The 26,181-nt window shown below is 61.9% G+C and carries 26 protein-coding genes; 6 read left to right on the plus strand and 20 right to left on the minus strand.

The genetic code is table 11. The features are described from left to right. Window positions 1–39: 39 nt before the first annotated feature. The 10 genes from EGJ27_RS06135 to ubiE all read right to left on the minus strand — a co-directional run bounded on the left by EGJ27_RS06135 (window position 40) and on the right by ubiE (window position 8,102). Window positions 40–1,875: a methyl-accepting chemotaxis protein gene (locus EGJ27_RS06135; protein ID WP_371920841.1), complete on the minus strand. Its 1,836-nt coding sequence runs from the start codon at window positions 1,873–1,875 to the stop codon at window positions 40–42. A 169-nt stretch (window positions 1,876–2,044) separates the two neighbouring features. After that, on the minus strand, window positions 2,045–2,752 hold the full coding sequence (locus EGJ27_RS06140; protein WP_125829839.1) for a 16S rRNA (uracil(1498)-N(3))-methyltransferase: 708 nt from the start codon (window positions 2,750–2,752) through the stop codon (window positions 2,045–2,047). Further along, window positions 2,749–3,534, minus strand: a complete 786-nt coding sequence (gene tatC / locus EGJ27_RS06145; RefSeq protein WP_125829840.1) for a twin-arginine translocase subunit TatC — start codon at window positions 3,532–3,534, stop codon at window positions 2,749–2,751. The genes EGJ27_RS06140 and tatC overlap by 4 nt, the downstream gene beginning before the upstream one ends. Beyond that, window positions 3,531–3,968 carry a Sec-independent protein translocase protein TatB gene (gene tatB / locus EGJ27_RS06150; protein ID WP_125829841.1) on the minus strand — a complete coding sequence of 146 codons (438 nt, stop codon included), beginning with the start codon at window positions 3,966–3,968 and terminating at the stop codon, window positions 3,531–3,533. The genes tatC and tatB overlap by 4 nt, the downstream gene beginning before the upstream one ends. Window positions 3,969–3,972: 4 nt before the next feature. Further along, a complete protein-coding gene (locus EGJ27_RS06155; protein WP_125829842.1) occupies window positions 3,973–4,254 on the minus strand; it encodes a twin-arginine translocase TatA/TatE family subunit in 282 nt (93 codons plus the stop codon). 44 nt (window positions 4,255–4,298) lie between these two features. Next, entirely contained in the window at window positions 4,299–4,631 is a 333-nt protein-coding gene (locus EGJ27_RS06160) for a phosphoribosyl-ATP diphosphatase (protein WP_125829843.1), read from the minus strand. 2 nt (window positions 4,632–4,633) lie between these two features. Further along, window positions 4,634–5,026 carry a phosphoribosyl-AMP cyclohydrolase gene (gene hisI / locus EGJ27_RS06165; RefSeq protein WP_125829844.1) on the minus strand — a complete coding sequence of 131 codons (393 nt, stop codon included), beginning with the start codon at window positions 5,024–5,026 and terminating at the stop codon, window positions 4,634–4,636. A gap of 66 nt (window positions 5,027–5,092) precedes the next feature. Further along, window positions 5,093–6,712, minus strand: coding sequence for a ubiquinone biosynthesis regulatory protein kinase UbiB (gene ubiB / locus EGJ27_RS06170; RefSeq protein WP_125829845.1), 1,620 nt, complete (start codon window positions 6,710–6,712; stop codon window positions 5,093–5,095). After that, window positions 6,709–7,332, minus strand: a complete 624-nt coding sequence (locus tag EGJ27_RS06175) for an SCP2 domain-containing protein (protein ID WP_125829846.1) — start codon at window positions 7,330–7,332, stop codon at window positions 6,709–6,711. The genes ubiB and EGJ27_RS06175 overlap by 4 nt, the downstream gene beginning before the upstream one ends. Further along, the gene (gene ubiE / locus EGJ27_RS06180; RefSeq protein ID WP_125829847.1) at window positions 7,332–8,102 is read right to left on the minus strand and encodes a bifunctional demethylmenaquinone methyltransferase/2-methoxy-6-polyprenyl-1,4-benzoquinol methylase UbiE; all 771 of its coding nucleotides are present in this window, start codon (window positions 8,100–8,102) and stop codon (window positions 7,332–7,334) included. The genes EGJ27_RS06175 and ubiE overlap by 1 nt, the downstream gene beginning before the upstream one ends. 142 nt (window positions 8,103–8,244) lie before the next feature. Between ubiE and EGJ27_RS06185 the strand changes: the two genes are divergently transcribed. From EGJ27_RS06185 to EGJ27_RS06195, 3 genes are all read left to right on the plus strand, one after another. Further along, on the plus strand, window positions 8,245–8,523 hold the full coding sequence (locus EGJ27_RS06185) for a polyhydroxyalkanoic acid system family protein (protein WP_125829848.1): 279 nt from the start codon (window positions 8,245–8,247) through the stop codon (window positions 8,521–8,523). Between the two features lie 242 nt (window positions 8,524–8,765). Further along, complete coding sequence (locus EGJ27_RS06190) at window positions 8,766–9,284, plus strand: phasin family protein (RefSeq protein WP_125829849.1); 519 nt, start codon at window positions 8,766–8,768, stop codon at window positions 9,282–9,284. A gap of 10 nt (window positions 9,285–9,294) precedes the next feature. Continuing rightward, window positions 9,295–10,047 (plus strand): phasin family protein, encoded by a 753-nt coding sequence (locus tag EGJ27_RS06195; RefSeq protein WP_125829850.1) that lies wholly within the window; start codon window positions 9,295–9,297, stop codon window positions 10,045–10,047. Window positions 10,048–10,173: 126 nt separating this feature from the next. Here the strand turns inward: EGJ27_RS06195 and EGJ27_RS06200 are convergent, their stop codons facing one another. The 10 genes from EGJ27_RS06200 to EGJ27_RS06245 all read right to left on the minus strand — a co-directional run bounded on the left by EGJ27_RS06200 (window position 10,174) and on the right by EGJ27_RS06245 (window position 23,417). After that, window positions 10,174–10,788, minus strand: coding sequence for a TetR/AcrR family transcriptional regulator (locus tag EGJ27_RS06200; protein ID WP_125829851.1), 615 nt, complete (start codon window positions 10,786–10,788; stop codon window positions 10,174–10,176). 110 nt (window positions 10,789–10,898) lie between these two features. After that, the gene (phaC, locus tag EGJ27_RS06205) at window positions 10,899–12,584 is read right to left on the minus strand and encodes a class II poly(R)-hydroxyalkanoic acid synthase (protein WP_125829852.1); all 1,686 of its coding nucleotides are present in this window, start codon (window positions 12,582–12,584) and stop codon (window positions 10,899–10,901) included. Between the two features lie 165 nt (window positions 12,585–12,749). Next, entirely contained in the window at window positions 12,750–13,607 is an 858-nt protein-coding gene (phaZ, locus tag EGJ27_RS06210) for a poly(3-hydroxyalkanoate) depolymerase (RefSeq protein ID WP_125829853.1), read from the minus strand. Between the two features lie 156 nt (window positions 13,608–13,763). Next, the gene (gene phaC / locus EGJ27_RS06215; protein WP_125829854.1) at window positions 13,764–15,443 is read right to left on the minus strand and encodes a class II poly(R)-hydroxyalkanoic acid synthase; all 1,680 of its coding nucleotides are present in this window, start codon (window positions 15,441–15,443) and stop codon (window positions 13,764–13,766) included. A gap of 421 nt (window positions 15,444–15,864) precedes the next feature. Continuing rightward, the gene (locus EGJ27_RS06220) at window positions 15,865–16,242 is read right to left on the minus strand and encodes a gamma-butyrobetaine hydroxylase-like domain-containing protein (RefSeq protein ID WP_125829855.1); all 378 of its coding nucleotides are present in this window, start codon (window positions 16,240–16,242) and stop codon (window positions 15,865–15,867) included. 111 nt (window positions 16,243–16,353) lie between these two features. Next, window positions 16,354–17,691, minus strand: a complete 1,338-nt coding sequence (gene hslU, locus EGJ27_RS06225) for an ATP-dependent protease ATPase subunit HslU (RefSeq protein ID WP_125829856.1) — start codon at window positions 17,689–17,691, stop codon at window positions 16,354–16,356. Window positions 17,692–17,753: 62 nt separating this feature from the next. Beyond that, window positions 17,754–18,284 (minus strand): ATP-dependent protease subunit HslV, encoded by a 531-nt coding sequence (gene hslV / locus EGJ27_RS06230; RefSeq protein WP_125829857.1) that lies wholly within the window; start codon window positions 18,282–18,284, stop codon window positions 17,754–17,756. Window positions 18,285–18,569: 285 nt separating this feature from the next. Beyond that, complete coding sequence (locus tag EGJ27_RS06235; RefSeq protein ID WP_125829858.1) at window positions 18,570–19,265, minus strand: SPOR domain-containing protein; 696 nt, start codon at window positions 19,263–19,265, stop codon at window positions 18,570–18,572. 1 nt (window position 19,266) lies between these two features. Next, complete coding sequence (gene argS / locus EGJ27_RS06240) at window positions 19,267–21,003, minus strand: arginine--tRNA ligase (protein WP_125829859.1); 1,737 nt, start codon at window positions 21,001–21,003, stop codon at window positions 19,267–19,269. A gap of 194 nt (window positions 21,004–21,197) precedes the next feature. Beyond that, window positions 21,198–23,417, minus strand: coding sequence for a primosomal protein N' (locus tag EGJ27_RS06245; RefSeq protein ID WP_125829860.1), 2,220 nt, complete (start codon window positions 23,415–23,417; stop codon window positions 21,198–21,200). Window positions 23,418–23,583: 166 nt separating this feature from the next. On the opposite strand from EGJ27_RS06245, the gene rpmE reads away from it, so the two are divergent. The 3 genes from rpmE (at window position 23,584) to EGJ27_RS06260 (ending at window position 26,025) form a co-directional block, all read left to right on the plus strand. Further along, window positions 23,584–23,805: a 50S ribosomal protein L31 gene (gene rpmE, locus EGJ27_RS06250; RefSeq protein ID WP_125829861.1), complete on the plus strand. Its 222-nt coding sequence runs from the start codon at window positions 23,584–23,586 to the stop codon at window positions 23,803–23,805. A 12-nt stretch (window positions 23,806–23,817) separates the two neighbouring features. Continuing rightward, entirely contained in the window at window positions 23,818–24,621 is an 804-nt protein-coding gene (locus EGJ27_RS06255) for a thermonuclease family protein (RefSeq protein WP_125829862.1), read from the plus strand. A 135-nt stretch (window positions 24,622–24,756) separates the two neighbouring features. After that, window positions 24,757–26,025 carry a malic enzyme-like NAD(P)-binding protein gene (locus tag EGJ27_RS06260; RefSeq protein WP_125829863.1) on the plus strand — a complete coding sequence of 423 codons (1,269 nt, stop codon included), beginning with the start codon at window positions 24,757–24,759 and terminating at the stop codon, window positions 26,023–26,025. Window positions 26,026–26,181: the final 156 nt, after the last annotated feature.

The raw sequence follows: 26,181 nt of genomic DNA on the forward strand, positions 1-26,181 counted from the left end.
CCCGCCGACCTCAAGGCCTGCGGGGCAGCGTGACGACGATCAGACGGTGAAGCGGCTCACCAGAACCTGAAGGTGATTGCCCAGGCGCGCCAGCTCGACGCTGGAGGCCGCGGTTTCCTCGCTGGCGGCTGAGGTTTGTTCGGAGACGTCGCGCACGTTGATCACGCTGCGATTGATCTCGTCGGCGGTTGCGCTTTGCTGTTCGGCCGCCGCGGCAATCTGCTGGTTCATGGATTGAATCGCCGACACGGTTCGGGTGATGGACTCCAGAGAGCCGCCGGCGCGACGGGTCAGTTCCACACTGCTGACGGTCAGTTCACGGCTACTGTCCATGATGGTCGAGGCTTGCTGGGTGCCGCTTTGCAGGCGGGCGATCAAGCCCTCGATTTCCTCGGTGGATTTCTGAGTGCGTTGCGCCAGGCTGCGGACTTCGTCCGCCACCACCGCGAAGCCACGACCGGCCTCGCCGGCACGAGCCGCTTCGATGGCCGCGTTGAGCGCCAGCAGGTTGGTTTGCTCGGCGACGGACTTGATCACATCCAGCACGCTGCCGATCTTGTCGCTTTCAAGCTTGAGGGCACCCATCGCTTCGGACGAGTCGCCCACTGCCGAGGCCAGGCGTTCGATCTGAGCGATGGCTTCACCGACCACCCGCTCGCCTTCGCGGGCCTGTTGATCGGCTGCCACCGCGGCTTCCGAAGCTTCTTCGGCGTTGCGCGCGACTTCCTGCACGGTAGCGGTCATCTCGTGCATGGCGGTCGCGACCTGATCGGTTTCGATTTTCTGGCTGTTCACGCCGGCGCTGGTTTGCTCGGTCACGGCCGACAGTTCTTCGGCGGCGCTGGCAATCTGCGTCACGCCATCGCGAATCCCGCCGATCAGCTCGCGCAGGCTCAGGGTCATGCGCTGGATGCTGCCTTGCAGCTTGCCCAGTTCGTCCTTGCGTTCGATGGTCAGGTTGTGGCTCAGGTCGCCGGACGCGACCCGCTCGACGACGCGCAGCGTGTCGTTCAACGGTCGGGTGATCTGGCGGGTGATGACCAGCGCGGCGATGATGCTGAACACCACGGCCAGCAGCGTCGCGACGAGGATCATCATCACCGCCTTGGCGCTTTCCTGGTCGCGCTTGGTGTTCTGGTCATCGAGCAACTCATCGCTCAGGACCAGCAACCGCTCGCCCAGCGGCGTCATGGTTTCCAGCGCGGCCTTGCTTGCGGCCTGGGCATCGCGGTACTGGCCCACGGCATTTCGATAGCCGTTGAGGCCGATAATGGCTTGTTGCAGTTGCGGCAGGAACGAAGACGAGATGTCGCCGGCCAGCGTGTTGACGCCGGTGACCGCTTCATCGATGGCGGCATTGGCGTTCTTCTCGAATTCTGCCCTGCCGCTGTAGGTGTAGCCGCGTACCTGGAAGCGTGCCTGCTGGATCTGTTTGCTGACGCCCACGATGCCGTTGAACGCCAGCATGTTATCGGCCTGCAGCAGTTCGGCTTCGATCTTGTCCACTTCCGCGACCGCCTTGTCGGCGCTGTCGCCCATCAGGCTGCGGGTCTTCTCGCGGGTTTCGATGGCCTTGGTCATCTGCGTGAAAGCCTGGCGGTACTGAGCGGCGGTCTGGATCTGGGCGTCGACACGCTCGCGAGTTTGCGCGGTCTGCAGCAGCGATCTGGCCTTGTTGAGCGCGGCATCGAGCCTGTCGAGGGTCTGCACCACGGCAGCTGCACTCTCGGCATTGAACAGCGCTTCGTAGCGCTGACGATTGACGCGCAGCTCAAGGCTCAACTGGCTGACAGAAGAGATGGCGCTAACCCGGTCGCCACGGGAGATCAGCGATTGGGTGCTGAACCATGCAGTGGCGGTAATCATCAGCGTCATCAACAGCACAAGGCCGAAACCCAGGGCGAGTTTGAGGCTGACGCTCGCGTTGGCGAGGCGTTGGGTGGACCAGCGGAACATGACGAATCCCTCGTTCTGACGTTGTGGTTTGTTCTTCTACATCGGCTGAGGGTGTGTGAACTGAAGCGATTTAGTGGTTGAGCCCGACCTAAAACAGACGAGCGAGCAGGGCGGTGACCGCGGTTTCGACCCGCAGGATGCGGTCGCCCAGCTGCACCGGTTGCAGGCCAGAGCGGCCCATCAGGTCAACTTCGTAGGGAATCCAGCCGCCCTCGGGGCCGATGGCAAGCGTAACGGGCCGATCAACGGTACGTGGGCAGGGCGGGAAGTCGCCAGGATGGCCGACCAGTCCAAGGGTGTCTTGAGCCAGCGCCGGCAGGCGATCTTCGACGAACGGCTTGAAGCGCTTTTCGATCACGATCTCCGGCAATACGCTGTCGCGTGCCTGTTCGAGTCCGAGAATGAGTTGCTCACGGATGGCGTCGGGTTCCAAGAACGGCGTCTGCCAGAAACTCTTCTCGACCCGATAGCTGTTGAGCAGCACGACTTTCGGTACGCCCATGGTCGCGACGGTCTGGAATACCCTGCGCAGCATCTTGGGGCGCGGCAGGGCGAGCAGCAGCGTCAACGGCAGTTTGGCCGGCGGCGGGGTGTCCAGCACGACCCGCAGTTCGGCTTCGTGCTTTTCCAGACGCAGGACCTCGGCGCTGCCGAGCAGGCCGTTCACCCGACCCACGCGCATGCTATCGCCTACTGCTGCGCGATGGACCTCCTGCATGTGGATCAGGCGTCGGTCGCGCAGGACCACGCGGTCAGCCGCAATGAAGTCGGCTTCTTCGAGCAACAACAGGTTCACGGCATGGTCGCAGGTGGTTGGTCTTGCTTCTCGAGATCGTCAGGGTGCTCGCCGCGCTTCTTGATCAGCGTGCTGCACAGGATGCCCAGTTCGAACAGCAGCCACATCGGCACGGCGAGCAAGGTCTGGGAGAAGATATCCGGCGGCGTGAGGATCATGCCGACCACGAAGCAGCCAATGATCACATAGGGGCGGACCTTCTTGAGGTACTTCACGTCGACGATGCCGATCCAGACCAGCAGCACCACGGCGACCGGAATCTCGAAGGCCACGCCGAAGGCGAAGAACAGCGTCATCACGAAGTCGAGGTAGCTGGCGATGTCCGTCATCATCGACACGCCTTCGGGCGTCACGCTGGCGAAGAAGTGGAAAATCAGCGGGAACACCAGGAAGTAGGCAAACGCCATGCCTGCATAGAACAGGATGATGCTGGAAACCAGCAGCGGCACGGCCACGCGCTTTTCGTGCTTGTACAGGCCCGGCGCGATGAAGCCCCAGATCTGGTGCAGGATGACCGGCATGGACAGGAACAGCGCGACCATCATGGTCAGCTTGAACGGTGTCAGGAACGGCGACGCCACGTCGGTGGCGATCATCGTCGCGCCTTCCGGCAGATAGACCCGAAGCGGCGCGGAGACCAGCGTGTAGATCTTCTGGGTAAAGGTGAACAGACCGGCAAAGATCAGGAACACCGCCGCCACGCAGCGCAGCAGGCGCGTGCGCAACTCGGTGAGGTGCGAGACCAGCGGCATTTGCTGGTCGTTTTCCGGGATATCGCTCATGGGGCTCGCGGTGGCAATGTCGAATCGTGGACGGGAGGCGCGGCAGGTGCCGGAGAAACCGGAGGTCTGGCCGGCTTGTCGAGCGACAGGTGCGTGGGCACCGGCGGCTGGGCAGGGCCGGTGTCCGCCGTGTGGGCCGGTTGGGGCTCGACGTCTGCCGGCTGCTCGGCCGGAGGCTGCGAAGGTGCGTTCTGATTGAACAGTTTGCGCGCTTCTTCTTCCAGCCCCAGGATGTGCTCGTTATGCAACTGACGGCGGATTTCGTCGGCGCCGATCTCGCGTTCGACTTCCTGCTTGATCGCATTGAAGCTGCGTTTCAACCGGCCGATCCACAGCCCGGCGGTGCGCGCGGCACTGGGCAGACGCTCGGGGCCGAGGACCAGCAAGGCCACCAGACCGACCAGCAGAAGTTCCTGAAAGCTGACACCAAACATGGGCTTAAACCTGGTCTTTGCGGGTCGGCTCTTCGACTTTCTGCGCCTGGGTGTCGATGGTGTGCGGCTGCTTGAGAGGCGCGCTCTGGCCGGGGGTGTGGGTGTACGTCTGCTCCGATTGCGGCGCAGCCGGATCAACCGGTTTTTCATCGTCGCTCATGGCCTTGCGAAAGCCCTTGATCGATTCGCCGACGTCGCTGCCCAGGCCCTTGAGTTTCTTGGTCCCGAACACCAGCACCACGACCACCAGAATGACGATCCAGTGTTTCCAGTCAAAAATACCCATGAAGCAATCCTCGTAGACAATTCACGTTCAATTGGGGCGCCGGGTCAGTCTGCCGGGCGTGCGGCTTTTTCGGCATGGCCGGACAGGCCGAAGCGGCGATCCAGTTCATCGAGTACGGCCTGTGGATGCTGGCCCAGTGCAGCCAGCATCACCATGCTGTGGAACCACAGGTCGGCGGTCTCGTAGATGACATTGCTGCAATCGCCGCTCACGGCGGCGTCCTTGGCGGCGATGATGGTTTCCACCGATTCCTCGCCCAGTTTCTCCAGAATCTTGTTCAGGCCCTTGTGATACAGGCTGGCGACATACGACGAGTCGGCAGCGGCATCCTTGCGCGATTCCAGCACTTCGGCCAGGCGGGTCAAGGTATCAGTCATGTTCAGTGGCCTGCGTGGTAAATGGCGTCAGGGTCTTTGAGTACCGGGTCGACGGTCTTCCAGGTGGAGTCTTCGTAGACCCGGTAGAAGCAGCTCTCGCGCCCGGTGTGGCAGGCGATGCCGCCGATCTGCTCGACCATGAGGATCACGACGTCGGCGTCGCAGTCCAGGCGCAGTTCATGAAGCTTCTGCACATGGCCCGATTCTTCGCCTTTGCGCCAGAGTTTGCCACGCGAACGCGACCAATAGATTGCACGGTTTTCGGCGGCGGTCAGGGTCAGGGCTTCGCGGTTCATCCACGCCATCATCAATACACGACCGGTTTTATGGTCCTGAGCGATCGCAGGCACCAAACCGTCGCTGTTCCAGTGAATCTCGTCCAGCCAGTCTTTCATATCTACTCCGGCGGCCGGGCGTTGGCCCGGCGGATTGAACAGTGTGCCAGCGCCATGCGCCGCTGGCTATCGGCGAACGATCAGATACAGCCCGGCCACCAGCATGATCCCGGCAGGCCAGGCGGTCAGCGTCAGCAGTTGCGTACCGGCTTCGCTCATCACCCAGGCTTGCAGCGCACCGCCCACCAGCAGCGCCGCACCGGTCAGGCGCAAGGCCCAGCCGTCGTTGCGTTCGCGCCAGGGCTTGGGTGGGTCGTTCGCATGGGGCCGTGACATGCGTTCGAGCAGGTCACGGGTCATGTTGGCCATGTGCGGCAGCTGTTCGACCTGCGCCTGCAGGTTGCCCAACAGTGTCTTGGGGCTGATTCGCTCGCGCATCCAGCGTTCGAGGTACGGTTGAGCCGTGGTCCACAAATCCAGGTCCGGGTACAGCTGGCGGCCCAGACCTTCGATGTTGAGCAACGTCTTCTGCAACAGCACCAACTGCGGCTGAACTTCCATGTTGAAGCGCCGCGCGGTCTGGAACAGGCGCATCAGCACCTGACCGAAGGAAATGTCCTTGAGCGGCTTCTCGAAGATCGGCTCGCACACGGTACGAATCGCCGCCTCGAACTCGTTCAGCTTGGTTTCGGCCGGTACCCAGCCCGAATCGATGTGCAACTGCGCCACCCGGCGATAATCGCGCTTGAAGAAGGCAAACAGGTTACGGGCCAGATAATCCTGGTCTTCGGGGGTCAGGCTGCCGACGATGCCGCAGTCGATGGCGATGTATTGCGGGTCCCACGGGTTGACCGTACTGACGAAAATGTTGCCGGGGTGCATGTCGGCATGGAAGAAACTGTCGCGGAACACCTGGGTGAAGAAGATCTCCACGCCGCGTTCGGCCAGCAGCTTCATGTCGGTGCGCTGGTCGGCCAGGGTCGCCAGATCGTTGACCTGCACGCCGTAGATGCGCTCCATGACCAGCACTTTGGGCCGGCACCAGTCCCAGTAGACCTGCGGCACATACAGCAGATGGGAGTCTTCGAAATTGCGCCGCAACTGGCTGGAGTTCGCCGCTTCGCGCAGCAGGTCCAGTTCGTCGTAGATGGTCTTTTCGTAATCGCTGACCACATCCACCGGGTGCAGCAGGCGAGCGTCGGCCGACAGGCGTTCAGCGGTGCTGGCGAGGATGAACAACCATGCCAGATCCTGGCTGATGACCGGCTTGAGGCCCGGACGCACAACCTTGACCACCACTTCTTCGCCGGTCTTGAGGCGCGCCGAATGCACCTGCGCCACCGAGGCGGATGCCAGCGGCGTGCGGTCGAACCGGCTGAAGACTTCGTTGATGGTCGCGCCGAGCTGTTCTTCGATGAGGGCCACCGCCACCTGCTCGTCGAACGGCGGCACGCGGTCCTGCAACAGCATCAGTTCGTCGGCGATGTCCTCGGGCAGCAGGTCGCGCCGCGTAGAGAGCATCTGCCCGAACTTGATGAAGATCGGCCCCAGGTCCTGCAATGCCAGACGAAAGCGCGCGCCACGGCTCAGCTCCGACGTTCTGCGCGGCAGCCAGCGCCACGGCAGCACGAAGCGCACGGCAAGCAGCCACCAGGGCAATGGCAGGGCGAACAGCAAGTCATCGAGGCGGTAGCGGATCACGACACGTTGAATGCGGAATAGACGTCGTACGGCAAGCAGCTTCATGCGTTATCGCTGGGAGTGGGGGATTGGGCAAGGCGTGCAACACGCGCCTCGAGACGTTCCAGATCGAGTTTCATCTGATCGAGTTCGGCAAAACGGGCTTCGGCTTCGTGCCGGCCGACCATGGCGCGTGATTCTTCGCTCAGGTAATCGGCAAGGTTCTGGCTGATGCTGGAAAAATTGTCGCGGGTCCAGCGGGCCTGGCTGCGCAGGTGGCCGCCGAGCAACTGGCTGCCGACCGGGCCGAGCCAGCGGGAAACTTCGTACTCCCAGTCCAGTTCGAGATCCTGGAGGATGCCGGCCAGTTCCAGCAATACGCCGCTGTCGCCGTCAAGGTCGACGTCCGGGCCGTGCAGCACGGCGGTCTTGTCGCGGCTCAACGCCAGGCGCAAAAGGCTGGAGGCAGGCGCACGCAAGGTGCAATCGGCCGGCGCTGCCCAGTCTGCCGCCAGCGTCAGTCCCTCATCGCTGGGGATGATGAACAGGCGCAGGGACGGATCGCGGCAGTCAACCGCGATCACCTTGCCCGCCAGGGCCGTGAGGCGTGGAATCGCCGTACTGTCCATGCGCAGCACCCGATTGATGCCATGCTCGGCGCCGGCCAGCAAAGCCCGGAGCAGCATCAGGGCTTGATACCGCGATGCAGGGCCACGATGCCGGACGTCATGTTGTGATAGGTCACGCGGTCGAAACCGGCCTCGATCATCATCGACTTCAGGGTTTCCTGATTAGGGTGCATGCGGATCGATTCGGCCAGATAGCGGTAGCTTTCCGAGTCGTTGGTCACCAGCTTGCCCATCAGCGGCATGAACGCGAACGAGTAGGCATCATAGGCCTTGGACATGAAGGAGTTGGTCGGCTTGGAGAACTCCAGCACCAACAGGCGACCGCCCGGCTTGAGGACGCGCAGCATGGAGCGCAGGGCGTCTTCTTTGTGGGTCACGTTGCGCAGGCCGAAGGCAATGGTCACGCAGTCGAAATGGTTGTCCGGGAACGGCAGCTTTTCAGCGTCGGCCTGAACGAATTCGACATTGCCCGAAACACCCAGGTCCAGCAGGCGGTCGCGACCGACCTTGAGCATGGACGCGTTGATGTCGGCGAGCACCACGTGGCCGGTCGGGCCTACGAGATGCGAGAACTTGCGGGTCAGGTCGCCCGTGCCGCCGGCGATATCCAGCACCCGGTTGCCGGTGCGGACGCCGGACAATTCGATTGCGAACCGCTTCCACAGGCGGTGCATGCCGCCGGACAGCAGATCGTTCATCAGGTCGTATTTGGCCGCTACGGAGTGGAAAACCTCAGCGACTTTCTCGGCCTTCTGGCTTTCCGGCACACTCTTGTAGCCGAAGTGAGTGGTAGGTTCGGCATCGCTGCCTTTGCGCTGATCGTTCATATCGCTTCACCGGAATAGAATGCGGGCCATTCTAATCGCCAGGACCGTCTTTGTCTTGACAAGGCTCACCGCCAACGCTTTCTTGGATACAAGCGGATGTATATAGTTGCGCCGCATTTCATCCGACGATCAAGGAATCCCCATGGCCAAGATAACCGTTGAACGCCCGCACACGCTGGGCCTCGCCGAGGCACGGGAGCGCGCCGAGCAATTGGTCCTCAAGCTGTCCGACAGATACGGCCTGGCCCATGAATGGGTCGACGACACCGTTCGCCTCGAAGGCAAGGGTGCCAAGGGCCGGGTGGACGTTCAGGAAGCCCTGATCCGCATCACCATCGAGCTTAATTTCATCCTCTCGGCCATGAGCGGCTCGATCAAATCCGAAGTCGAGCGTGTGCTGGATAAAGCGCTGGCTGCTTGATTTCGCACGTTTGTAATAGCCCGCGATCGTCTTGAGTTTTTTTGTGGGAGGCAGCCTGCTGGCCACGGCAGTGGGTCAGCCCCTGTTGCTGGCGCTGTTGGATCGCAGCCGCGAGCACGCCCCCTCCCACAGGATCTTCAGTTCGCACAGCCTAGGGTGTGCATTCTAATTTTTCTCCGTAGTTTTGCGTCCATGCCCCGGTTTGCGGGGCGATCCTTCAACTTTCCCAAGTGAGGTGCATCATGGCCAGAACCAATGCGGCTAACGCGAAGAGAAAAATCGAAGAAGAAGCAACCAGCACCTTTTCCGAGGTCAAGCACTACGCTCGCAAGATCTGGCTGGCGGGCCTGGGGGCTTACTCGAAGGTCAACCAGGAAGGCACCGAGTACGTCCGCGAGCTGATCAAGACCGGCGAGCAGGTCGAGAAAGAAGCCAAGAAAGCCGTCGATGAAAAACTGGAAGCGGCCAACAGCGAGATCGATTCGGTACGCGGTGAAGTGTCCGGCGTCGTGGGTCGTGTCGAACACCAGCTCGATCGCATCGAAACCGCCTTCGACCGCCGCGTCGCCAAGGCCCTCAATCGGGTCGGCATTCCGTCCAAACGTGATGTTGACCTGCTCTCTGCTAAGCTCGATGAGTTGACCGCATTGCTTGAACGCGTCGGGCCGAAGAAGCTTGAGCGCTCCGAGCCCAAGCGCATCGAACGTTCCGAGTCTGGGCATAAGTCCAACCACGGGCATGCTTCCGAGCATGGAGAATAAGGAGAGCAGGATGGCTGGCAAGAATAAGGCAGACAAGAAAGAAGGCAGCTCCTGGATCGGCGAGGTTGAAAAATACTCTCGCCAGATCTGGCTGGCCGGGTTGGGTGCTTACTCCAAGATCAGCAATGACGGCAGTAAGCTTTTCGAAACGCTGGTCAAGGATGGCGAAAAAGCCGAGCAGCAGACCAAGGCCGAAGCCGAGAAGCAGCTCGACGAAGTCAAGGACGCCGGCAGGAAAGCCAAGTCTCGAGTGGGTGATGTAAAAGAGTTGGCTGTGGGTAAGTGGAATGAGCTGGAAGGCGCCTTCGACAAACGTCTCAACAGCGCCATTTCGCGCCTGGGCGTGCCCAGCCGTCACGAAGTTCAGGCACTGCACGTCAAGGTGGACGAGCTGACTCGACAGCTTGAAGAGATCACGGGCGAGAAAGTCCAGCCCGTCGCTCGAATCGCCGCGTCCAGGCCGAAAACCACGGCTAAACCGCTGGTCAAATCCGCCGCCAGGACCGTCGCCAAGGCGGCTGACAAGGCTGCCGAGAAAACAGCGGCCGCCAAGCCTGCGGTGAAGCGCGCGGCAGCCAAGCCGGTCGACGCGGCCAACAAGGCGGCTAATGCTACGGCTGGCAAGGCTCGCTCCGTAGCCAAGTCCGCGACGCCGAAAAAACCGGCGACCCGCAAGGCTGCGCCAAAACCGGCCCCCAAGCCGGCCGAGCCCGCAGCGGCCAACAACGCCGCCGAGAACGCCCCGGCCGCGCCAGCCAGCTAAGCCCGGTCGCAGCAATTGAGGCGTCCGTTGGCCGCCATCGCCAGCAAGCGGGCTTCTACACAGATCGGTGCGACTCGACTGTTTCTGTAGGAGTCAGCTTGCTGGCGAAAGCGGTTCCCGCGCTCGCTACCGCTTCAAATACTGCATCGCCATCTCCTGCGTGGCCTGCCCGGACGCGGGCACCAGATGCGGCGCAACCAGCATCATGATCTGGTACACCACGATCCTTACCTCCGGCTCACGTCCCAGAATCCTTTGGTAGTCCAGCGAAAACAGCAAGGTCATAGTGATCTGCTCCACCAGTTGCCCCAGCGCCTGGGTTTCGCTGACCAACTGGCCCTGGGCCTTGAGATGAGCCAGCAGTGAGGCCAGGGTTCGCTTGAGGGAATTGAGCAGGTTGCGAATCCCGCGCGCCAGCTTCGGCAGGCGCCCGGCCAGGTTGGACAGGTCCTGGAACAGAAAGCGATAGTGCGCCACGCGCTCGACGATCAGGTGCAGGAACAGCCAATAGTCTTCTGCGTTGAGCCGGGCGTCGGCGGGCGGGTCGAGCAGGGGCGTCAGTTCGGCCTGGAAACGCTCGAACAGCCCCAGCACCAACGGCTCCTTGCCGTGAAAGTGGTAATACAGGTTGCCTGGGCTGATGCCCATTTCATTGGCGATTTCCAGGGTCGAGACGTTGGGTTCGCCTTCCTGGTTGAACAGGTTCAGCGCACATTCGAGGATACGGTCGCGGGTCTTCATCCGGTCTTCTTGTCTGGTTCTCGGGATGTCCGGTACGCGTTGAGCGACAGCAGGGACGGCCGCGAACGGCGGCGTCCCTGACTATGCCGGGCCTGTGGTGCAGCGACCGCTCAGCGCACGTGTACGTAAGTGCCGGGCGCCGCTTCCATCGGGACGAACTTCTCGTTGCCCAGTTCCATTCTGGTCGGCCGCTCGGTGCCCGAATGCTCGTGAATCCATTTCAGCCAGGTCGGCCACCAGCTGCCGTCCTGTTGCCTGGCATCGTAGTACCAGGCGCGCGGGTCGCCGCTTAACTGGCTGTGCTCGACGTAGTGCGCCTTGGGATTGCCCGGTGGGTTGAGGATGCTTTGCACATGCCCGCTGTTGGCGAGAAGAAAGCGCCGCTCACCGCCCAGCAGCAGGGTCGAGCGATACACCGAATCCCACGGCGTGATGTGGTCGTTGATGCCCGCCACGCTGAAGCTGTCGACCGTGACCTTCTGCAGGTCGATGGGCGTGCCGCAGACTTCCAGCCCTCCGGGATGGGAAAGCGGGTTGTGTTTGAAGAAGTCCAGCAGGTCGCCATGCAGCGCGGCTGGCAGGCGCGTGGTGTCGTTGTTCCAGTACAGGATGTCGAACGGGGGCGGCGCCTTGCCCAGCAGGTAGTTGTTGATCCAGTAGCTCCAGATCAGGTCGTTGGGACGCATCCAGGCGAACACTCGGGCCATGTCGCTGCCTTCCAGCACGCCTCGCTGATACGACCGGCGCTTGGCGGCTTCCAGCGTCTGTTCGTCGATGAACAACGTGGCCGGGCTGTCGATCTGTGCGTCCAGCAGGCTGACCATATACGTGGCGCTGGCGACCCGGCGAATCTGGCGCTTGGCCTGCAAATGACCTTGCAAGGCCGCAATGGTCAGGCCGCCGGCGCAGGCGCCGACCAGATTCACCTCCCGGGCGCGAGTGATTGCCCGGCACACGTTCATGGCTTCTTCGGCCGCTTCGACGTAGCTCGACAGCCCCCATTCGCGGTGCCGCACGTCCGGATTGCGCCAGCTGATGACGAAGGTCTGCAGGCCGTTCTTCAGCGCGTACTGCACGAAACTGTTGGTCGGGCTCAAGTCGAAGATGTAGTACTTGTTGATCTGCGGCGGCACGATCAGCAAGGGCCGCGAATACTGTTTTTCGCTCATCGGCTTGTACTGGATCAGCTCCAGCATGTCGTTGCGAAACACCACCGCGCCCGGCGTGGTCGCGACGGTACGGCCGATTTCGAACGCGTCCCGGGTGGTCTGCCGTGGCAGCCCGTTGTTATGCAGCATGTCGTCGGCCATGTGCCGCAGGCCCTTGAGCAGGCTGGTGCCGCCGGAGTCGAACAGTGCCTTGACGGCCAGCGGATTGAGCAGCGTATTGGTCGGCGACATGGCGTCGTTGATCAGGGCGAACAGGAAATGCGCGCGGGCACGGTCGTCCTTGGACAGGTCGCTCTCGTCGATCCATTGTTTGACCTGGTGCTGCCAGCTCAGGTAGATCTGCAAGCCACGTCGGTAGAGCGGGTTGAGGCTCCAGGTCGGGTCGGCGAAGCGACTGTCGCGCGGATTGGGCGGGTAAGGGGTTTCGCCCAGCAGCATCACGCGGCCCACCTGGTTGCCCAGCGCCAGGGCGCGGCGGGCGCTGCGAAAAGGATGCCGCCAGCTTTGCACGGCGACGGCGCGCAGGGTGGACAGCAGGTCACGGCCTCGCAGACCGGTAATGGCGCTTTGCGCATTGATATAAGTGGCGGGGGCGGCATCGGCCACCGCCGTTGTGTTTTTTCGCATGAGGGCAACACTCCTTCGTCAAGCCATCAGCCCATTTGAATGACGCAGGCCTGCACCCGGCGGGCCTGCGTGGTTCTGTGCCATTCGAAATCCAGTCTGTCGGCACAGTCGGTGAAACGGATTCTGGCGGAAGCTCTCCCGCTCCGATGAATTCGGCTGATCGGTTCAACGCGTTCTGGGTGGTGGCGGCTGTGGATGCATGACCGCGCGTTGTCGTTCTTGCTGCAGAAAACCCATGATGATGGGGGCGACGGCTTCGGCTCGGGTGATGAGAAACAAATGACCGTCATCGATTATGTGTAGCTGGGCATTGGGTATCCGCCAAGCCAGTAACCGCATATTTACCAACGGGATCAGCGGATCGTCGTCGCCGGCCAGCACCAGGGTCGGCTGATGGATCTTGTGCAGCCAGTGGATGCTGGTCCAGCCCATGCCCGCGAACAGTTGCCAGTAATAGCCCAGCTTGCCGGACGCCCGGACCCTGCCGGCGTGGTTGGCGGCCAGATACGGGTCGCGACGAAACGCACCGCCGTAGATTTCCGGGGCAATGCGAATCACATGGGACGGCTGGATGTAGCGTCTCGGGCTGGCCATCATCCACATTACCCGCGGCTTGCCCGGCACCATCACCATGCCGGCGGAGGTGGCGGCCAGCACCAGCTTCTTGCAGCGTTCGGGGTAATCGAAGGCAAACTGCTGCGCCAGCGCACCGCCCCAGGACACGCCGATCACGTTTACCTGGCCGATATCCAGATAATCGAGCATGCGCGCCGCCAGCTTCGCCAGCCCCGGAAAGCGGTACGGCCGGCTGGGCGTGGAAGAGCCGCCGACGCCCGGCACGTCGAAGGCGATCACCTCCATCTCCGGGTCCAGCGCTTCGACGAACGGGAATACCAGCTCCAGGTTGGCGCCGATGCCGTTGAAAATCAGCAGCGGCGTCATATGGCTCTTGCCCGGCCGTACTGCCGTGCGAATCGTGTGACCGTCCAGGTCGATGGAACGAAATACATAGGGTTGAGGCATGCGCGAAGCCCTGTTCGTTAAACCGCTGACAAGCTGTCCCGCGCTTGGGCCAGATCCGCCGAGGCGTAGCCTCCTGTGTGCCGCTGTTGCATGCGTGCCGGTAACGGCCGGTGCCGAGAAGCTCGGTCCGGCCGTTGCCCAGGCACAGGGTCAATCCTAGCGTTCGTGAACGTATGTGCCCGGCGATGCTTCCCCTGCCGGGTAAGCCTTGCTGCCCAGCGCTGCCGGCGCTTTCTTGAGTTCGCCCGAACGCTGCGTCTGCCACTCTTGCCAGTACAGCCACCAGGAATCGGTGTGCTTGGTGCCGTTTTCCTGCCATTCCAGCGGGTCGACGGGCATTTCGGTGTTGGTCATGAAGCGCGCCTTGGGGTTGCCCGGCGGGTTCAGAATGCTCTGGATATGACCGCTGCTCGACAGCACGAACTCGGTATTGCCGCCAAACAGGCGCGCCGATTTGTAGCAGGATTGCCACGGGGTAATGTGATCGTTGGTGCCCGCCAGGCAGAACACATCGCTGGTGACCTGCTTGAGATCGATCGGCGTGCCGCAGACCTCCAGCGCGTTGGGGCGGATGAGCGGATTGTTCTTGAACATCTCGATCAGGTCGCCATGGAATGCGGCGGGCAGCCGCGTGGTGTCGTTGTTCCAGAACAGAATGTCGAACACCGGCGGCTCATTGCCCAGCAGGTAGTTGTTGACCCAGTAATTCCAGATCAGGTCGTTGGGCCGCATCCAGGCGAATACCTTGGCCATGTCACGACCTTCCAGCACGCCGGCCTGATAGGAATGGCGCTTGGCGGTTTCCAGGGTCTGCTCGTCGACGAACAGCGCCACCTCGGTTTCCAGGGTCGTGTCCAGCACGCTGACCAGCAAGGTCAGCGCATGGACCTTCTGCTTTTCCAGCGCCGCGTAATGGCCGAGCAGGGCGGTGCAGGTGATCCCGCCGGAGCAGGCGCCGAGCATGTTGATGTCCGGGCTGCCGGTGATCGCGGTGACCACTTCCACGGCTTCCTTGAGTGCCTCGATATAGGTCGACAGGCCCCATTCCCGCTGGGCCTTGGTCGGGTTGCGCCAACTGATGATGAAGGTCTGCACCTGACTGCGCAGGCAAAAACGCGCCAGACTCTTTTCCGGGCTCAGGTCAAAGACATAGAACTTGTTGATCTGCGGCGGCACCACCAGCAGCGGGCGCTCGTGAACCTCGTCGGTAACGGGCTTGTACTGGATCAGCTCCAGGACCTCATTGCGAAATACCACCGCGCCTTCGGTGGTGCCCAGGTTCTTGCCGACTTCGAACGCATCCATGTTGACCTGGCTGGGCATGCCGCCGTTGTGCACCAGATCCTTGGCCAGATGCGCCAGCCCGTCGAGCAGGCTCTTGCCGCCGGTTTCGAAGAAGCGCTTCACCGCTGCCGGATTGGCCGCCGAGTTGGTGGGCGACATGGCTTCGGTCAGCAAATTGATCACAAAATGACCACGGCTGATGTCCTGCGGCGACAGATTGCTGCTGCCGACCCAGTCATGCAGCTCGGATCGCCAAGCCAGGTAAATCTGCAGGTAACGGCGATACAGCGGATTTTGCGACCAGGCCGGGTCGGAGAATCGTCGGTCATCGGCAGCGGGATGCAGGTCCGACCTGCCCAACAGGACATGGGTCAACTGCGCGCCAAGGTGAGCGACATGCTTGAGGCTGTGAATAGGCTGCTTGAGTGCCTGGCGCAGAACGATGCGAGCGGTGGTCAGTAAGTCTTTGCGGCGCAAGCCAACCACCGGGTTCAGACCCAAGGTGTGTTCAGAGGCTTGCACCTGCAGGTCATCGTTGTTCTTGCTACTCATCTACGACGCTCCATTGTCCGAGACGAGTACCGACTTTCTCCCTGTGACCAGTGACACAGGCGAGACGCCGGTACTACTGCTCGTGTGACCGATGATGGTTTGCCAGCCAATTAGGCGGAATTTATGCAAGCTACCGCGAAGGCGCCTGAACAGCTGCGCTTCACGTGACCACGGCTCTGCATACCGCTGCCCGCACCGGGCTCGATGCGGGAAATTGACAAAGTCATTGGTTACGCGAGATTTCAATAAATCGCAAGCAGGGTCAGTCATTGACCGCTGCGCGGTACATTGAAACAAATTCGATTAGAAAGTGCGTTCTAAAACGGCGGGCGGCGGGCTAAAGCGCCCGACCGGGTATGGCGAGGTATTCAGCAATCCGTTGCAGCGATCAGTCGGGGTGACGAATGACCGTTGCGGCAGGCTAAAGCATAAGCTTGATGACTTGTTCGGACGGATCTCGGGATTTACCGGCTTTCTTGAGTTCCAGCAGATAGTCCTGCCACAGCGCTTCCTGACGTTTGCCCAGCTCGTACAGGTAATCCCAGGTGAACAAGCCGCTGTCGTGGCCGTCATCGAACGTCAGCTTCAACGCGTACTGCCCGGCCGGTTCAACCTTGGTCAACCCGACGCCAAGCTTGCCGAATTGCAGGATCGGCTTGCCATGCCCCTGAACCTCGGCGGACGGCGAATGCACCCGCAGGAATTCGGCAGGCAGATGATATTCCTCATCCGGCGCGTATTTCAGCGTCAGGGTCTTGGATGCTTTGTGCAGCTGGATCGCGGTGGGAAGTCGGGCCATGGGGGTCTCGAAGAGCAAGCTACAGGCTACAAACTACAAGCTACAGTTTTGGGCTGCAAGCCGCGACGAAGCGATTGCTCTCGCGGCTTGCGGCTTGTAACTGGCCGCCTCTTAGAGAATGTAGCGCGACAAGTCTTCGTCGTTGGCCAGCTCGCCCAAATGGCTGTTGACGTAGTCGGCGTCGATGCTGATGGCTTCGGCATCCGGACTGGTCGCCATGTCGCCGGCACTGAACGACAGTTCTTCGAGCAAGCGCTCCAGTAGCGTGTGCAGGCGACGAGCACCGATGTTTTCGGTCTTCTCGTTGACCTGCCAGGCAATTTCCGCCAGACGCTTGATGCCATCGGCCTTGAACTCGATGCTCAGGCCCTCGGTTTTCAGCAGCTCGCGGTACTGCTCGGTCAGCGAAGCATGCGGCTCGCTGAGGATGCGTTCGAAGTCCTGTGGCGTCAGCGCCTTGAGCTCCACGCGGATCGGCAGGCGACCTTGCAGTTCAGGCACCAGGTCGCTTGGCTTGCTGAGGTGGAACGCACCGGAGGCGATGAACAGGATGTGGTCAGTCTTGACCATGCCCAGCTTGGTATTGACGGTGCAGCCTTCGATCAGCGGCAGCAGGTCGCGCTGTACGCCTTCGCGGGAAACGTCCACGCCGCCGGAATTGCCGCGCTTGGCGACCTTGTCGATTTCGTCGATGAACACGATACCGTGCTGTTCGACGGCTTCCAGTGCCTTGACCTTGAGTTCTTCGTCATTGACCAGGCGGCTGGCCTCTTCTTCGCGCACCAGCTTGAGCGCTTCCTTGACCTTGAGCTTGCGGCTCTTCTTCTTGCCCTTGCCCATATTGGCGAACAGGCTCTGAAGCTGATTGGTCATTTCTTCCATGCCCGGCGGCGCGGAAATGTCGACGCCGATGGCTTCGCTCAGTTCGAGTTCGATTTCCTTGTCGTCCAGCTGGCCTTCACGCAGGCGCTTGCGGAACAGCTGGCGGGTGTTGGAATCGCTGGAGGACACCGGCTCTTCGCCAAAGCCTGTGCGGGCTTGCGGCAGCAGCGCATCGAGAATGCGGTCTTCGGCGGCATCTTCGGCACGATGGCGAACCTTGACGATTTCCTGCTCACGCAGCAGCTTGATCGCAGCGTCGGCCAGGTCGCGGATGATCGACTCGACGTCGCGGCCTACATAGCCCACTTCGGTGAACTTGGTCGCTTCGACCTTGATGAACGGCGCATTGGCCAGCTTGGCGAGGCGACGAGCGATTTCGGTCTTGCCGACGCCGGTCGGGCCGATCATCAGGATGTTCTTGGGGGTTACTTCAACGCGCAGCTCTTCGGGCAGCTGCATCCGGCGCCAGCGATTGCGCAGGGCAATGGCGACAGCGCGCTTGGCATCGTCCTGGCCGATGATATGGCGATTGAGTTCATGGACGATTTCGCGGGGAGTCATGGACATAATGAATACGATCCTCTGGATGGAAGTAAGCCGGCACGGCGTTGAAACGGTCGTGTGCGGGCTTATTCAGCGAGGTCCTGCTCCTCGACGGTGATGTTGTGGTTGGTGAACACGCAGATGTCGCCGGCAATGTGCAACGCGGTCTCGGTGATTTCGCGCGCCGACAGGTCGGTCTTGAGCAGCAGTGCGCGGGCAGCGGCCTGGGCGAAGGCACCGCCGGAACCCATGGCAATCAGGCCGTCTTCAGGCTCAACGACGTCACCATTACCGGTGATGATCAGTGACGCATCCTTGTTGGCAACGGCCAGCATGGCTTCAAGGCGGCTGAGGGAGCGATCGGTACGCCAGTCCTTGGCCAGCTCGACGGCGGCGCGAACCAGATGGCCCTGGTGTTTTTCCAGCTGACCTTCGAAACGCTCGAACAGGGTGAAGGCGTCGGCGGTGGCACCAGCGAACCCGGCAATCACTTCGCCATGATAAAGGCGACGGACTTTCTTCGCGTTGCCTTTCATGACGGTATTGCCCAGGGAAACCTGGCCGTCACCGGCCATGACGACTTTGCCATGGCGGCGCACTGAAACGATGGTGGTCAAGGGAGAGTCTCCACGCAGCGGGGCGAAAATGCCCTGATGCAGACTCATATGGGGGTGCGGTCGGGCATTTCAACCGTTAGGGATGAATGGCGGCAAAGCCCATTGCGATTCCTGTGGGAGCGGACTTGTCCGCGAAGCATGAGTACAGACGCCGCATACATTGCGTCTGCACGGGCCTCTCGCCAGCAAGCTGGCTCCCACAGATCGCCGCGCACCTCGTACCTGTAGGAGCCAGCTTGCTGGCGAAGCAATATCAGATCATGCCCGGAAACGCGTACCGACTGCTTACCGGCTCTGACGCTGCTGCAACAAGAGGTTACTGAATCCACCACCTGCCAGTTGTTTCTGCGCGGTGGTCAGTTGTTCGCGGTTGCTGAACGGACCGACCAGCACGCGGTACCAGGTTTCATCCTTCACAGTCCCCGATTCCACCGTAGCCGTCTGGCCGAGCAGAATGATCTGCGCCCGGACCTTGTCGGCGTCGGCCTGCTTGCGGAACGAACCGGCTTGCAGGAAGAACGTGGTGACCGCGGCAGGCTTGGTCGTGGCGACCGGAGGCGCCGGCGGTGGCGTCAGGCCGCTGAGGGCGGCCTGGGCGCGTGCAGTATCGATCTTCGCCGCCTGTTCTGGGGAAACCGGGGCAACCGGAGCCACGGCAGGCGGGGTTTTCTCCGGCACCGCCTCGTTCGGCACGATGACTTCCGATTCCGGCAGCAGCGTGTAGAAGTCGTACTTGGGCTTGACCGGCGCCGTCGGGCTTGGCGGCGTCTTGTTGGCTTCGGCGATCTTGGCGGCCTTGGCCTCGGCCCTTTCGCGCTTGATGTCGGCGCCACCGGGTTCCAGTTTCATCAGAAAGACGATGAACGCGCCCACGGTAAGGCCAATGACCAACCACAACCATCCTGGAATCGGCTTCTTCGCGGGTGCCTGATAACGGCTGGCGCCGCGCTTGGGAGCCGGTTTCTTCTTCGCAACTGCCAACTTACATACGCTCCAGAGTTTCCAGACCCAACAGATCCAGGCCTTGCTTGAGGGTGCGACCGGTCAGGGCCGCCAGACGCAGGCGGCTCTGTTGCTGATCGGGGTTTTGCGCACCAAGGATCGGGCAGTTTTCATAGAAACTCGAAAACAGGCCCGCAAGGTCATACAGATAAGCACAAAGAACGTGGGGCGTGCCTTTTTCTGCGACGGTGTTCAGGGTTTCGGTGAACTGCGCCAGGCGCGCCGCCAGATCCTGCTCCTGCGGCGCTTCCAGCACGATGTTGCCCAGGCTTGCATCGAACGGCGTGCCAAGTTTGCGGAACACACCCGAGACACGGGTGTAGGCGTACAGCAGGTACGGCGCGGTATTGCCTTCGAAACTCAGCATCTGGTCGAAGTTGAAGCTGTAGTCGCTGGTGCGGTGCTTGGACAGGTCAGCGTACTTCACCGCGCCAATGCCCACTGCCTTGGCGATGCTGCGCAGCTCGGCTTCCGGGCTTTGCGGGTTCTTTTCCTTGACCAGCGTGTAGGCGCGCTCCTGAGCTTCATCGAGCAGGTCGACGAGCTTTACCACGCCGCCGTCGCGAGTCTTGAACGGACGGCCATCGGCGCCGTTCATGGTGCCGAAGCCCATGTGTTCGAGCTGCATGCCGTCGTGTACGAAACCGGCGCGGCGCGCGACTTCGAACACTTGCTGGAAGTGCAGGGCCTGGCGCTGATCGACGAAATACAGCACGCGATCAGCCTTGAGGACGCGGCTGCGATAGCGGATTGCAGCCAGGTCGGTGGTGGCGTACAGATAACCGCCACCGGCTTTCTGGACGATGACCGGCAGCGGCGTGTCTTCGGCGGTGCGGAATTCTTCGAGGAATACGCACTGCGCGCCATTGCTTTCAACCAGCAGGCCGGCGGTCTTCAGGTCGTTGACCACATTGGCCAAGTCGTCGTTGTAGGCGCTTTCGCCCTTGACGTCGGCCGGGGTCAGTTTGACGTTAAGGCGCTCGTAGGTTTTCTGACAGTGCGACAGCGAGATTTCGTTGAAGCGCGTCCACAACGCCAGGCATTCGGCATCGCCGGCCTGCAACTTGACCACCAGCCCACGAGCACGCTCGGCGAACTCTTCGGATTCGTCGAAGCGCTGCTTGGCCGCGCGGTAAAAGTTTTCCAGGTCGGACAGCTCGTCGCTGGTCGCCGGTTTTTCCTGAAGGTAGGCCAGCAGCATGCCGAACTGCGTACCCCAGTCGCCGACGTGGTTCTGGCGGATCACGGTATCGCCGAGGAATTCCAGGACATTGGCGACGCCGTCGCCGATGATGGTCGAGCGCAGGTGGCCGACGTGCATTTCCTTGGCCAGGTTCGGCGCGGAAAGGTCGACGACCACACGCTGGGCCGGGCCTGCCTTGCGTACCGACAACTGCGGGTCGGCCAGCGCGGCGTCCAGGCGCGAAGCCAGGGCCTGGGTGTTCTGGAAGAAATTCAGGAAACCGGGGCCGGCGATTTCGACCTTGCTGACCTGTTCGTCGGCAGGCAGCGCGGCGATCAGTTTTTCGGCCAGGTCACGCGGCTTCATGCCCGCAGGCTTGGCGAGCATCATCGCGATGTTGCTGGCGAAGTCGCCGTGGGTCTTGTCCCGGGCGTTTTCCACCTGAATCGCCGGCGTCAGCCCTTCAGGCAAGACGCCCTCGGAAACGAGGCGGGTCAGGGCTTGTTGGATCAGCTGGCGAATGGTGTCTTTCATGATGCTCTCTTCGACCGCAAGCGCGGTGGCGCTTCGATGCGCGGGTGGAAAAACTCTGCATTATCCGTGGCGAAGGCCGGCTTGCCAACTGTGTGGGAGCGGACTTCCCCGCGGGGGTGTTACATCTACTGCATCTGTGCCGCCTGAAAGTAAGCCTCGCGGACAAGTCCGCTCCCACAGTGTCATCCTCAGGGTTAATAAAGATCCACCGGATCGACGTCCAGCGACCATCTGACCGCTCGTCCGCTGGGCATCTGTTCCAAGGCCAGCAGCCAGGTGCTGAGCAGTTTATGCAGCGGTGCGCGGGCGTTGCCTTGCACCAGCAACTGCGCACGATACCGACCGGCGCGGCGCTCCATGGGCGCAGGGACCGGGCCGAGCAGTTCGATCCCGCTCAAGCCTTGCTGCGCAAGAATATCCTCGGCCTGGGCGCACGCCTGGTCGAGAAACTCTTCCGCCTGGCCGGGTTTGTGGGCTTCGGCCCGCAGCAGGGCGAGATGCGAGAACGGCGGCAGCCCGGCGGCACGTCGCTCGCTCAGCGCCTGTTCAGCGAAAGCGAAATAACCCTGTTCGGTGAGCTGAATCAGCAGCGGATGGTCAGCCAGATGGGTCTGGATGATGACTTTTCCGGGCTCTTCCGCTCGTCCGGCCCGTCCCGCGACCTGCACGATCAGCTGCGCCATGCGCTCGCTGGCGCGAAAGTCGCCGGAAAACAACCCGCCGTCGGCATCCAGGATCGACACCAGCGTCACCCGAGGAAAGTGATGCCCCTTGGCGAGCATTTGCGTGCCGACCAGAATGCACGGCTGGCCGCGCTGGATGGTTTCAAACAGCTTGTTCATCGCATCCTTGCGTGACGTACTGTCCCGATCCACGCGCAGCACCGGGTAGTCGGGAAACAGAATGCCCAACCTCTCCTCGGCCCGTTCGGTGCCGGCCCCGACCGGGCGCAGATCGACCTTGCCGCAGGACGGGCACTGCCGTGGTACGCGCTCGACGTAGCCACAATGGTGGCAGCGCAACTCGCCGGAACGCTGGTGCACCGTCATGCGCGCGTCGCAGCGCTGGCAGCCGGACATCCAGCCGCAGTCGTGACACAGCAGCGTTGGCGCAAAGCCCCGACGGTTGAGGAACACCAGCACTTGCTGGCCCGCAGCCAGGGTCTGGCCGATCGCCTGTTGCATCGGCCCGGAAATGCCGCTGTCCAGCGGTCGGCTCTTGACGTCCAGGCGCATGAACCGCGGCTGCTGCGCACCGCCGGCGCGTTGATTGAGGCGCAGCAGGCCGTAACGGCCGGTGTAGGCGTTGTGCAGGCTTTCCAGTGAAGGCGTCGCCGAACCGAGCACGATGGGAATGTTTTCCTGGCGGGCTCGTACCAGTGCCAGATCGCGGGCGTGGTAGCGCAGACCTTCCTGCTGTTTATAGGAGCCGTCGTGTTCCTCGTCGATGATGATCAGGCCCGGATTCTTCATCGGCGTGAACAGCGCCGAGCGCGTGCCGATAATAATGTCGGCTTCGCCGTCCCGCGCGGCAAGCCAGGCATCCAGCCGCTCGCGGTCGTTGACTGCCGAATGCACGAGGGCAATCCGCGCGTTGAAGCGTTGTTCGAAACGCGCCAGGGTCTGCGGCCCGAGGTTGATTTCCGGGATCAGCACCAGCGCCTGCTTGCCGGCTTCGAGCGTCTCGCGGATCAGTTGCAGGTAGACCTCGGTCTTGCCGCTGCCGGTCACGCCGGCCAGCAAAAACGCATGGAAGCTGTCGAATCCGGCGCGAATCGCTTCGTAGGCGGCGCGCTGTTCAGTGTTGAGCGGCAGTTCCGGCTGCGCCAGCCAGCGTTCATGGCGCGGCGTCGGCGCATGGCACCGCACTTCAATGTACACCAGCTCTTTGGCCAGCAGCAGGTTGAGGCTGTCCTTGTTCAGCATCAGCTTGCTCAGCAGTTGATGCGCCACGCCGTGCGGGTGCTGGGCGAGGGTGGTCAGGGCTTCGCGCTGCTTGGGCGCGCGGGCGATACGCGGATCGTCAACGCTGGCGCCGGGCGCTACGTGCCAGAAGCGCTCCTGGCGAGTTTCGGCGGGTTCACCTTGGCGCAACAGGACCGGCAGTGCCCAGCTCAGCGTGTCACCCAGGCTGTGTTGATAATACTGGGCGGTCCACAGGCACAACTTGAACAGCGAAGCGGGCATCGGCACCTGGCTGTCGAGCAGGGCGATGGCAGGCTTGAGCTTGTCGGCAGGGACTTCGCTGTGATCGACGACTTCCACCAGAATGCCGATCATTTCCCGACGCCCGAACGGTACGCGCAGGCGCATGCCCGGCTGCAAAGCACTGCGCGCAATGCCGGCTGGAGCGCGATAGTCGAACAGGCGGCGCAACGGCGAGGGCAAGGCAAGGCGCAGGATGGCGTTGGGCACGCGGTAATTCCCTGTGGCGGTCTGTGGCGGATGCGCGATCTTAGCAGACGACCGGTGTAAAGGTTCGCTTGCGTCATCTGGATTGTCTGGTAGTATCCGCAGCCTATTTCCGTGCGGTATTCAACAATAGTGTTGGGTGGCGGCACGCTAGACTGAGGAAGTACCGATGAAAGCTAACATCCATCCAGTTTACGAAGCCATTGACGCAACCTGCAGCTGCGGCAATGTCATCAAGACCCGTTCCACCCTGGCCGCTCCTCTGAGCCTGGACGTGTGCAACGAGTGCCACCCGTTCTACACCGGCAAGCAGAAGACGCTTGACGTTGGCGGCCGTGTCGACAAGTTCAAATCCCGTTTCGGTGCGTTCGGCGCTACCAAAGCGAAGTAAGACGGGCTGCCCATGGGCAAAACCGGACTACTTGAAAAGGCGCCCCTTGTGGGCGTCTTTTTTATGTCTGCGATTTGGCTTTCCAGTGCCGAGGCATTGTGCCCGTCGTCGGTCGACCTGCCGGTTGCGCAGGTACAGAAAGTGGTCGATGGCGACACTTTGCGCCTCACCGACGGCCGCAGCGTGCGGATGATCGGCCTCAATACTCCCGAAACCGGAAAGAACGGCCGGTCCGCCGAGCCATTCGCCGAAGCCGCGCGCCGTCGCCTACAGGCGCTGGTGGATGAGAGCGCCGGCCGGGTTTCGTTGCGGGTCGGCCGGCAGAGCAGGGACCACTACGGGCGTACACTGGCCAACGTCTACGGCCGCAACGGCGATAATTTCGAAGCGCAACTGCTCAGCGAAGGGCTGGGTTATCAGGTTGCCATTGCGCCCAATGTTGAATTGGTTGAATGCCAGCGCGATGCCGAGCAGGTCGCACGCCGGGCGAAACTCGGCGTCTGGCGCAACTCGCCGGTGCGCTCGGTCGCTGCCATCAGCCAGAGCGGTTTTTCGGTGGTTGCCGGTCAGGTCCGCAAGGTGGAGCGCAACGGCGGCGGGCTGTGGATCGAGCTGAAGGGGTCGCTGGTGTTGCGCATCGAGCCGCGCCTGCTGGATCAGTTCGACGTGTCCGTGCTTCAGCGCCTCGCCGGGCAGCGGATCGAAGCCCGCGGCTGGTTAGTGGACCGCTCCCGTCGTGGAGGGTTGAAACCGGGCCAGGCCAGATGGCTCATGCCGCTTACGCATCCGGCGATGTTGAGCCCGGTTGGCGGATAGTCAGCTCGCGGTTCTAAGCGTAAAGTCTAAGCCTCCGCCCCTTGACAGCAGTGACTGGTCAGTCTTGTTAGGACTATGCATCTTGCGTATCCTCGGCGGTCCGTCAGTCCCACAGCAAAAAGCGGAATCGCATACATGTCAGATCTGAAAACTGCCGCGCTCGAATATCACGCCAATCCTCGTCCAGGGAAGCTGAGCGTAGAACTCACCAAGCCGACCGCAACCGCCCGTGACCTGGCGCTGGCCTACAGCCCCGGCGTTGCCGAGCCCGTGCGTGAAATCGCCCGTGATCCCGAGCTGGCCTACAAGTACACCGGCAAAGGCAACCTGGTAGCAGTTATTTCCGATGGCACCGCGATTCTGGGCCTTGGTGACCTGGGGCCTCTGGCGTCCAAGCCGGTCATGGAAGGCAAGGGCGTGCTGTTCAAGCGTTTCGCCGGTATCGATGTGTTCGATATCGAAGTCGATTCCGAAAGCCCGCAAGCCTTCATCGACACCGTCAAGCGCATTTCCATCACCTTCGGTGGCATCAACCTGGAAGACATCAAGGCGCCCGAGTGCTTTGAAATCGAGAAAGCGCTGATCGAACAGTGCGACATCCCGGTCTTCCACGATGACCAGCACGGTACCGCCATCGTCACCGCGGCCGGCATGATCAACGCGCTGGAAATCGTCGGCAAGTCCCTCGACACCGCCAAGATCGTTTGCCTGGGCGCTGGCGCCGCAGCCATCTCCTGCATGAAGTTGCTGGTGAGCATGGGCGCCAGGATCGAAAACATCTACATGGTCGACCGTACCGGGGTGATCCACTCCGAGCGTACCGACCTGAACCAGTACAAGGCGGTGTTCGCTCATCCGACCGAGAAGCGCAGCCTGGCTGACGCACTCGATGGTGCGGACGTGTTCGTCGGCCTGTCCGGCCCGAACCTGCTCAGCGCCGAAGGCCTGAAGACCATGGCCAAGGACCCGATCGTCTTTGCCTGCTCCAACCCTGATCCGGAAATCTCGCCGGAACTGGCGCACGCCACTCGCAGTGACGTGATCATGGCGACCGGCCGTTCGGACTACCCGAACCAGGTCAACAATGTGCTGGGCTTCCCGTTCATCTTCCGTGGTGCTCTGGACGTTCGCGCCAAGCGCATTAACGAAGAGATGAAAATCGCTGCCGCCAACGCCCTGCGTGAACTGGCCAAGCTGCCGGTTCCACAGGAAGTCAGCGACGCCTACGGCGGTATCAAGCTGGAATTCGGTCGTGAGTACATCATTCCGAAGCCAATGGACTCCCGCCTGCTCGGCCTGATCGCCGATGCGGTCGCCAAGGCAGCCATCGAGAGCGGCGTGGCTACCCTGCCGTATCCGAAGCACTACCCGCTGACCAGCGTGGATGACGTGTTCAAAGGCTGAAGCCTGAACCCGTAAAACAAAACGCCCCGACAATGTCGGGGCGTTTTTGTTTGTGCAGGCTAAGCGCGGTTCAGTTATCTGTGGGAGGGAGCTTGCTCGCGACCTAAGCGCTGCGGTCTGTCAGAAAGACCGCATCACATTCGTCGCCAGCAAGCC

Source organism: Pseudomonas sp. v388, assembly GCF_003935425.1.
Classification (GTDB): Bacteria; Pseudomonadota; Gammaproteobacteria; order Pseudomonadales; family Pseudomonadaceae; genus Aquipseudomonas.

Excerpts from the sequence above, each read along its gene's own strand:
- EGJ27_RS06135 (WP_371920841.1), bottom strand. The coding sequence starts at position 1,875 with ATGACGCTGATGATTACCGCCACTGCATGGTTCAGCACCCAATCGCTG.
- tatC (WP_125829840.1), bottom strand. The coding sequence starts at position 3,534 with ATGAGCGATATCCCGGAAAACGACCAGCAAATGCCGCTGGTCTCGCAC.
- tatB (WP_125829841.1), bottom strand. The coding sequence starts at position 3,968 with ATGTTTGGTGTCAGCTTTCAGGAACTTCTGCTGGTCGGTCTGGTGGCC.
- EGJ27_RS06155 (WP_125829842.1), bottom strand. The coding sequence starts at position 4,254 with ATGGGTATTTTTGACTGGAAACACTGGATCGTCATTCTGGTGGTCGTG.
- EGJ27_RS06160 (WP_125829843.1), bottom strand. The coding sequence starts at position 4,631 with ATGACTGATACCTTGACCCGCCTGGCCGAAGTGCTGGAATCGCGCAAG.
- hisI (WP_125829844.1), bottom strand. The coding sequence starts at position 5,026 with ATGAAAGACTGGCTGGACGAGATTCACTGGAACAGCGACGGTTTGGTG.
- ubiB (WP_125829845.1), bottom strand. The coding sequence starts at position 6,712 with ATGAAGCTGCTTGCCGTACGACGTCTATTCCGCATTCAACGTGTCGTG.
- EGJ27_RS06175 (WP_125829846.1), bottom strand. The coding sequence starts at position 7,332 with ATGCTGCTCCGGGCTTTGCTGGCCGGCGCCGAGCATGGCATCAATCGG.
- ubiE (WP_125829847.1), bottom strand. The coding sequence starts at position 8,102 with ATGAACGATCAGCGCAAAGGCAGCGATGCCGAACCTACCACTCACTTC.
- EGJ27_RS06185 (WP_125829848.1), top strand. The coding sequence starts at position 8,245 with ATGGCCAAGATAACCGTTGAACGCCCGCACACGCTGGGCCTCGCCGAG.
- EGJ27_RS06190 (WP_125829849.1), top strand. The coding sequence starts at position 8,766 with ATGGCCAGAACCAATGCGGCTAACGCGAAGAGAAAAATCGAAGAAGAA.
- EGJ27_RS06195 (WP_125829850.1), top strand. The coding sequence starts at position 9,295 with ATGGCTGGCAAGAATAAGGCAGACAAGAAAGAAGGCAGCTCCTGGATC.
- EGJ27_RS06200 (WP_125829851.1), bottom strand. The coding sequence starts at position 10,788 with ATGAAGACCCGCGACCGTATCCTCGAATGTGCGCTGAACCTGTTCAAC.
- phaC (WP_125829852.1), bottom strand. The coding sequence starts at position 12,584 with ATGCGAAAAAACACAACGGCGGTGGCCGATGCCGCCCCCGCCACTTAT.
- phaZ (WP_125829853.1), bottom strand. The coding sequence starts at position 13,607 with ATGCCTCAACCCTATGTATTTCGTTCCATCGACCTGGACGGTCACACG.
- phaC (WP_125829854.1), bottom strand. The coding sequence starts at position 15,443 with ATGAGTAGCAAGAACAACGATGACCTGCAGGTGCAAGCCTCTGAACAC.
- EGJ27_RS06220 (WP_125829855.1), bottom strand. The coding sequence starts at position 16,242 with ATGGCCCGACTTCCCACCGCGATCCAGCTGCACAAAGCATCCAAGACC.
- hslU (WP_125829856.1), bottom strand. The coding sequence starts at position 17,691 with ATGTCCATGACTCCCCGCGAAATCGTCCATGAACTCAATCGCCATATC.
- argS (WP_125829859.1), bottom strand. The coding sequence starts at position 21,003 with ATGAAAGACACCATTCGCCAGCTGATCCAACAAGCCCTGACCCGCCTC.
- rpmE (WP_125829861.1), top strand. The coding sequence starts at position 23,584 with ATGAAAGCTAACATCCATCCAGTTTACGAAGCCATTGACGCAACCTGC.
- EGJ27_RS06255 (WP_125829862.1), top strand. The coding sequence starts at position 23,818 with ATGGGCAAAACCGGACTACTTGAAAAGGCGCCCCTTGTGGGCGTCTTT.
- EGJ27_RS06260 (WP_125829863.1), top strand. The coding sequence starts at position 24,757 with ATGTCAGATCTGAAAACTGCCGCGCTCGAATATCACGCCAATCCTCGT.